At 56.7% G+C, this 6,479-nt stretch carries 7 protein-coding genes; 2 read left to right on the forward strand and 5 right to left on the reverse strand.

Annotated features, from left to right (window positions below; all coding sequences use genetic code 11):
* Window positions 1-34: 34 nt before the first annotated feature.
* Together GOB86_RS02795 and GOB86_RS02800 are read left to right on the forward strand one after the other, a co-directional pair.
* On the forward strand, window positions 35-1,015 hold the full coding sequence (locus GOB86_RS02795) for a diacylglycerol kinase family protein (protein WP_165990853.1): 981 nt from the start codon (window positions 35-37) through the stop codon (window positions 1,013-1,015).
* A gap of 12 nt (window positions 1,016-1,027) precedes the next feature.
* Window positions 1,028-1,999, forward strand: coding sequence for a hypothetical protein (locus tag GOB86_RS02800; protein WP_408737288.1), 972 nt, complete (start codon window positions 1,028-1,030; stop codon window positions 1,997-1,999).
* A gap of 2 nt (window positions 2,000-2,001) precedes the next feature.
* On the opposite strand, the gene spt is transcribed toward GOB86_RS02800, so the two are convergent.
* The 5 genes from spt to GOB86_RS15925 all read right to left on the reverse strand — a co-directional run.
* On the reverse strand, window positions 2,002-3,216 hold the full coding sequence (gene spt, locus GOB86_RS02805; RefSeq protein WP_165990854.1) for a serine palmitoyltransferase: 1,215 nt from the start codon (window positions 3,214-3,216) through the stop codon (window positions 2,002-2,004).
* Between the two features lie 6 nt (window positions 3,217-3,222).
* Window positions 3,223-3,474 carry an acyl carrier protein gene (locus GOB86_RS02810; RefSeq protein WP_025826198.1) on the reverse strand — a complete coding sequence of 84 codons (252 nt, stop codon included), beginning with the start codon at window positions 3,472-3,474 and terminating at the stop codon, window positions 3,223-3,225.
* Window positions 3,475-3,597: 123 nt separating this feature from the next.
* Window positions 3,598-5,364: a fatty acyl-AMP ligase gene (locus GOB86_RS02815; protein WP_165990855.1), complete on the reverse strand. Its 1,767-nt coding sequence runs from the start codon at window positions 5,362-5,364 to the stop codon at window positions 3,598-3,600.
* Window positions 5,364-5,591, reverse strand: a complete 228-nt coding sequence (locus GOB86_RS16000; RefSeq protein WP_242012445.1) for a hypothetical protein — start codon at window positions 5,589-5,591, stop codon at window positions 5,364-5,366. The genes GOB86_RS02815 and GOB86_RS16000 overlap by 1 nt, the downstream gene beginning before the upstream one ends.
* Window positions 5,592-6,205: 614 nt before the next feature.
* Window positions 6,206-6,479: hypothetical protein (locus tag GOB86_RS15925; RefSeq protein WP_206752698.1), on the reverse strand; the 274-nt coding region annotated here is incomplete at its 5' end.

The following is a 6,479-nucleotide window of genomic DNA, read 5'->3' on the forward strand; positions in this document are numbered from 1 at the left end:
CCGACCTGCAACTTGTGCATTATAGAGTACGTGAGTGCCCGACCATCTAGCCCTTATTTATAATCCGTTCAGCCGTAAAAACCTGAAGAATGGACCTGACTACCTCCAGAGTATTCAGGCTTTGCCCAACGTCCTGTTTTACGCGCCGGACACGCATACGGCCTTGCAGGCTGTTGTGGAGGACCTGCGTAAGCGCAAGCTCTCCTGCATTGTGGTGGATGGGGGGGATGGCACGGTTGGCAAGGTGCTCAGCGCCCTGCATGCTTCCGGCTGGCCCGCGCAGGCATGGCCGCCGGTTGCGGTTATTCCATCGGGCAATACCAATCTGATCGCAGCAGATGTTGGCTATGGCAAGCGTGGAGCGGATGCCTTGCGTTGTTTGCAGGCTGATCTGCGTTCGGGGCAGGCTATGCTCAAGGTCAAGCAGCGTCGCCCGCTGGTTGTGCAGCGCACTGGGCATGATGGCGCAGCAGTACTCGGCTTTTTTGGTGGAATGGGGGCTTTTGGGCGTGGCATAAGCATTGCGCACCAGCCTGCTGTGCTCAAGCGTTACGCACATGATATGGCGGTTATCGCCACTTTTGCTATGACTGTTATGCAGCTTTTGTTACCGCGCCAGCGTGATGGATGGTTGGCTGGTGCGACCGCTACGCTAACCTATGATGGCAAAATCAGCCTCGCGCAGAACCATTTTATGGTGCTTTGCACGGCCCTGAATACGCTGCCCTATGGTGTCTGGCCATTCTGGCGGGCTGGTGGTGCGGAATGTCAGGGTATGCATTATCTGGATGTGGCCGCTTATCCGCCGTCTCTCATGCGCGCAGTCTGGACCTTGCTGCGTGGCAAGGCGCCCGAGTGGCTCCGGCGCTCCGGCGCGTACCAGAGCGGGTCCGTGCAGACACTCCAGATGCAGACAGCCGAGAGCTTTGTGCTGGACGGCGAGATTTTGGAACCGGGTGAGAATGAGGACTTTACCATTCTGGCTGGTCCTGCTGTTTCCTTCCTTTACGCGTAATGGCTGACAAGAATGGCTGAAACCGAGCAGACGTCCCGCAGTCAGGCCATTGGCCAGATCACGCACATGCTGGCGCAGGAGCTGGCTACCCCAGTTGCGCCGGAGGTGACGCTGTTCGTGGAGCAGATGCTGGGTAAGGTGCGGCCTCTTGGTGTTCTGTTTTATGGCTCGGGTCTGCGCAGCGGCATTGATGAGGACACGCTGCTCGATTTTTACATTATTGTCAGCAGGCAGTCAGACTGGCCACGCTCCACTCTGGCCTGCTTGGCCAATGCCATGCTGCCCCCCAATGTTGAGTATTACGAACTTAGGGTGGCTGGTCGGGCCATGCGCGCCAAGGTGGCTATTCTTACGCTGGCGCAATTGCATACGCTAACCGGGTTTGCCACCCTCAATACTACGGTCTGGGCGCGCTTTTCCCAGCCTGTCAGGCTGGTCTGGCGGAGCAATGCACAGGCGGGGCAGGCCATAACGCAGTGCATCGTACGGGCCAATGTGACTGCGGCAAGGTGGGCGGCCCTTTTGGGGCCGCTCAAGGCCGCGCCCTCGGCGTTCTGGAATGCTCTGTATGCCAGCACTTATAAGGCTGAACTCCGTGTTGAAAACGGGCGGCGAAGCAGTGGTCTTGTGGACGCCAATCTGGAGCGGTACGAACGCATTCTGCTCCCCTGCTGGCAGGCAGGGGGAATATCTTTCAGGCATGAAGGGGAGGATGTGGTTCCCGCCATTTCCGCCGAACAGAAGAGCCGCGCCCAGCGTCAATGGCGGCTGCGGGCGCGGTTGGGGCGGCCCCTTAATATTTTGCGCCTGATCAAGGCGGTTTATACATTTAAGGGAAGTGCCCGCTATGCCGCATGGAAAGTCAGGCGGCATAGCGGAATAGAAATTACCCTAAGCCCGTTTGCGGAAAAACATCCGTTACTGGCTGCGCCACCAGTGCTGTGGAGGCTCTGGCGGCAAGGGGCCTTCAGGCAGGGGGCGTAAAATTACGCGGCGCAGGGCTGGAGCGGTACGCCGCATTCCTGTGCAGCCTGACCAAAAACGGCAAGAGCCTGATCAATCTGCTCAGCCGTATGCGTCGCCATAACCGAGCAGCGCAGCAGTGGCCGTGAGTCCGGAGTTGCCGGAGGCAGGCTGAGATTGACGTAAACCCCAAGTTCAAGCAGCCGGTTCCACATGGGAATAGCCTGCTCTACAGTTTCCAGCGTCACGGCAATAACCGGGCTGACCCGCTTGCTTGCGTTAAGGCCTAGCTTGGTAAAGCCCGCATGCAGGTGAGCGGCATTGTCCATAAGCTGGCGGCGCAGTTCCGGCTGGGCAATCATGTCCTCAAGGGCAGCGCCCGTTGCCGCAATCACTTCGGGGGGGAGTGATGCAGTGAACATGTAAGGGCGGCAGTTCAGCCGCACGAGTTCCAGTTCAGGATGGTCGGATACGCAGTAACCACCAACCGTGCCAAGGCTTTTGGAAAAGGTGCCAACAATAAAGTCAACATCCGCTTCCACGCCTTCCGCCTCGGCAGCGCCCCGGCCATGCTCACCCAGAACACCAAAGGAGTGGGCCTCGTCCACCATCAGGTATGCGCCGGTCTCGCGCTTTACCGCGGCAAATTCAGCCATGGGGGCCACGTTGCCGGTCATGGAATAAATGCCTTCCACAACAATCAGCTTGGCGCTGTTGGGGGCATCCAGACGTTTGAGGCGCTTGTATAGGTCGTCCGGGCTGTTATGGCGGAAGCGGATAACCTGTGCAGCACTCAGGCGGCTGCCATCGTAAATGCTGGCATGGCTGTCCGCATCCAGAATCAGGTAATCGTCTTTGCCTGCCAGTGCCGAGATCATGCCCAGATTAGCCTGATACCCGGTGGAGAAGACCATGGCGTCCCGCCGTTCGAAAAAATCGGCTATCTGGCGTTCGAGCTTGCGGTGGAGGGACTGCGTTCCATTGGCAATGCGGGAGCCGGTTGTGCCAACGCCACAGGTTGCCGCGGCTTCCTGCGCCGCTTTGATAGCCCGTTCGGACTGGCTGAGGCCCAGATAGTTGTTGGTGCCGAACAGCAGGGTTTCCCGCCCCTCGATAACACCAACAGTGGAGGAAATCGGCTTTTCAATGACAACGGCAAAAGGGTTACGCCCGCCAGCCGCCACAACAGAGCCAAGAGCGCCCGCAAGGCCCTCAAATTTGGAAAACAGTGACGTCATCCACGCTTACCCTTTGTTCTTCAGGTCAACAATGCAGGCGGCAAGGTCGTTGATCGTACGGATATCCGCCAGCTTGTCGAGCGGGACAGAGACGTCCAGACTGTCTTCTACTTCCATGACAAAGTTCATGACCGCAAGAGAGTCGAATGCCAGATCTTCCATGATCTTGCAGTTGCCGTCGATGTCGCGCGGGACTTTGGGATTGGCAAGAAGCTTTTGGATGATCAGCGCGGAAACGCTTTCAACGGTTTCGCTCATGTCGGGTCCTTCATCCTATATGGCATTTATATCAAGCCGAGCTTGTGCCCGCCGTGCCGCCTTATGAGAGAAAAAACCAGATTTGACTAGCCTCTCGCTCACAGGCGGCTTTCCTCCTGTAATTCAGGCGACTTCGGGCTGTTGGGCAAAGGCTCCGTTCACATACATTGTGCGGGCTCTGGCGCGGGTCAGCTTGCCGGAGGATGTCTGCGGCAGCGTGTGGGGGGGGACCAGCACAACCGACACATCAACCCCATGCAGCCGACGGAACAGGCTGACTGTTTCCGCCCGCAGCGCCTCACGGGTTTCGGGGTTGGTGGTGCGACACTGGATCAGGGCCACGATTTCCTCGTGGTTGTCTTTTTCAAGGGAGAAAACGGCCACGTCGCGGCTACGCAGTGTGGAAATGTGGGTTTCGGCCGACCATTCCAGATCCTGCGGCCAGATGTTGCGGCCGTTAATAATGATCAGGTCCTTGGCGCGCCCGGTTACAACAACCTGACCGTTCAGCATGTAGCCCAGATCGCCCGTGTTCAGCCACCTGTCCTGATCCAGAACCTGAGCGGTTTCCTCTGGCATACGGAAGTAGCCGGACATAAGGCTGGGCCCACGTACGTAAATGGTGCCAACCTCGCGGTCCTTGAGCACAATCCCTTCGGGGTTGCGGACTTCCATTTCGTGCTTGGGCAGTACCCGCCCGCAGATAACAAATGTTCTGCTGGGTGTATCCGGGTTTGCTGGAGCGCGGGCAATGCCTTTGCTTTCCAGCAGGGGCAGGTCAATCGTGTCTGTTTCAATCCCGGTATTGAGCGGGACAAAACTGATGGCCAGCGTTGCTTCGGCCATGCCGTAGCTGGCCACAAACGCTTTGGCGCTGAACCCGGCAGGGGCAAAGCGTTCTGCGAATTCCTGCAAGATATGGGCGCGGATCATGTCGCCGCCAATGCCAGCAACACGCCAGCCAGACAGGTCCAGTCCGGCAGCAGCAGGGCGGCGGGCGCACAGCTCGTACCCAAAGGAGGGGCTGTAGGCGATGGTGCCATGGTTGCGGCTGATCAGGTCAAGCCAGACATGGGGGCGGCGTGCGAACTCGCGTGTTGGCAGCAGATCAACCGTTAACTGGCATGTCATGGGGGTCAGGAAAAAGCCGACAAGCCCCATGTCATGGTAAAGCGGCAACCAAGAAACACAGCGGTCCCCTGTTTCGCGGACTTGCAACCCGTCATGGGCGATAGCGGCAACATTGGCCATGCCAGAACGCTGGGAGACACAGACCCCCATGGGGAAGCGTGTGCTACCAGAGGAAAACTGAAGGTAGGAAAGTGCATCGGGGTCGACCTGCCCCAACTCCATATCAGGTACGGGGCGGGCCATCAGTTCACTGGGGGAGCCCGCAAAAACCAGACCAAGGCCGCTGACAATATCATCCGTCCAGCCTTCAATGATCGTTGGAATAACCACGGCGCTGGCCTGTGCGCTGGTAATCATGCCGCGCAGGGTGCTCAGATAGGCGTCCTTGCCACCAAACGCGACGGGCAGGGGCAGAGGGGCCGCAACAAGCCCGGCATACTGACAGCCAAAAAAGATGCGGGCGAAGTCCCCGTCGCTTTCCGCAACAATGGCTACGCGATCACCAGCCTGCAAACCCATGCCCAGCAGACGTTTGGCGGTCTCAATGGCCTGCGTCTGCAGCACACTGTAGGGCAGGGCTTCGAGCAGAACACCTTTGCCTGAGTAAATATTAAACCCGGCCGTACCCTGCGCGGCATAATCCAGCGCTTCTGGAAAAGTCGCAAAGTCACCGTAACGGCGCGGTTGTCCAGACGCGGAAGGAAGCGGCTGGAGAGTTGCTTCCGTGGTGGATGCAGAGGCTGGGTTCATTATGTTCATCAGTTGGCCATTCGAAGAAAATCAGAAATTGCGGCGGCGCCAACCGGCGCAGTAAGTCCGTCCCCCAGAAGGTCGAACGTCAGGCGTATATAGTCTTCTTGCAGATTTATGAAAGTATCATGAGGCCCGGAAAGCCATTCAACATCATTATCAGGCGTTTCAATTGCCGTGATAAGAGGTTTTTGACGCTTTGTAGCTTGATGTTGGTTGTGGCTTCTGTCCCGCATGCGACTGCCCACAAAAAAGTCAGTTTAAAAACGATATTTTGCAAGCAATAACAGTGCATTAAGGGGAGAACCCCACAATGCAGTCTATGTTACAGTGCTGTGCCTGCTCTTATAAAGGGGGCATTAGCTAAAATAAGGAGGGGCCGAGGCAGACTGAGAAGGAACTGCGTAGTGGGGAGGGCGTTATAATGGTGCATGACCTAACGCTATACCTTGGGTTTTCGGGCTCTTGCTTGTGTACTCTGGTTCCCTATCAAGGTGCGCCTACGCTTTAAAATACTGCGGAATTTCAGGGCGTGGGTAGCAAGCTCGGCTTTGGCTAAAGGGGGAGGGCTTATGCTTTAAGATGCGGCCTTCGTCCGTAGCTGCACTGGAAATCTAAAGTAACAAATTGTGTTGGTGAACTGAGGCGGAATTCTTCGGATGTCGGGGGTTGGAAGTGGTGTCTTGCGATTCCTCACGAGCGCGCTGCCTGCTCGTCTACCTACAGTAAGTTGAGGGGGATCGGTGGGCTGCGCGACGGAGGTGTCAGATTCACCATGCATCATATTATATGATGGTCTGATGAGATGTGTCTGCTGAGCCTGAAAAGCGTGTCGAACTTTATAAGCCGTTTAGGTCTGGAAACGGTGCATAAAGTGAGCCTGAAAGAAAAATGTCATTTTTTTTGTTGGGTAGTGTTGACGGGTAGGTGTTTGGGGGTATAGAAGCTGCTTCACCGAGACGAAGCAGTCTTGGCGGGGATGAGAGTTTCTGCTAAGTTCTTTGGCTCTTTGGTCTTTGACAAGTGAATATGAGATAGAGAGGGATATGCTGACGGCGTGTTTTTCTGACCGGGTTTTCGGGCTTGGTTTGATGGACTGACGGTTATCTGTGGATAACCTAGTT

The sequence above is a fragment of the Acetobacter lambici genome (assembly GCF_011516885.1).
GTDB classification, from domain to species: Bacteria; Pseudomonadota; Alphaproteobacteria; order Acetobacterales; family Acetobacteraceae; genus Acetobacter; species Acetobacter lambici.

Excerpts from the sequence above, each read along its gene's own strand:
- GOB86_RS02800 (WP_408737288.1), top strand. The coding sequence starts at position 1,028 with ATGGCTGAAACCGAGCAGACGTCCCGCAGTCAGGCCATTGGCCAGATC.
- spt (WP_165990854.1), bottom strand. The coding sequence starts at position 3,216 with ATGACGTCACTGTTTTCCAAATTTGAGGGCCTTGCGGGCGCTCTTGGC.
- GOB86_RS02810 (WP_025826198.1), bottom strand. The coding sequence starts at position 3,474 with ATGAGCGAAACCGTTGAAAGCGTTTCCGCGCTGATCATCCAAAAGCTT.
- GOB86_RS02815 (WP_165990855.1), bottom strand. The coding sequence starts at position 5,364 with ATGAACATAATGAACCCAGCCTCTGCATCCACCACGGAAGCAACTCTC.
- GOB86_RS16000 (WP_242012445.1), bottom strand. The coding sequence starts at position 5,591 with ATGCGGGACAGAAGCCACAACCAACATCAAGCTACAAAGCGTCAAAAA.